The 272-nt window shown below is 52.2% G+C and carries 1 rRNA gene; it reads right to left on the bottom strand.

From position 1 onward, the window contains the following. Positions 1–272: ribosomal RNA gene (locus GTP41_RS28190) — 16S ribosomal RNA — on the bottom strand; the annotation flags it as partial.

Genomic DNA, 272 nt, shown 5'->3' with positions numbered 1-272 from the left:
CATTAGAGTGCTCTTGCGTAGCAACTAATGACAAGGGTTGCGCTCGTTGCGGGACTTAACCCAACATCTCACGACACGAGCTGACGACAGCCATGCAGCACCTGTGTGATGGTTCTCTTTCGAGCACCCTCAGATCTCTCCGAGGTTCCATCCATGTCAAGGGTAGGTAAGGTTTTTCGCGTTGCATCGAATTAATCCACATCATCCACCGCTTGTGCGGGTCCCCGTCAATTCCTTTGAGTTTTAATCTTGCGACCGTACTCCCCAGGCGG

Source organism: Pseudoduganella guangdongensis, from assembly GCF_009857475.1.
Taxonomy (GTDB): domain Bacteria; phylum Pseudomonadota; class Gammaproteobacteria; order Burkholderiales; family Burkholderiaceae_D; genus Rugamonas; species Rugamonas guangdongensis.
The sequence above is the reverse complement of the archived record's forward strand: the minus strand, read 5'-3'. Positions and strand labels throughout refer to the sequence as shown.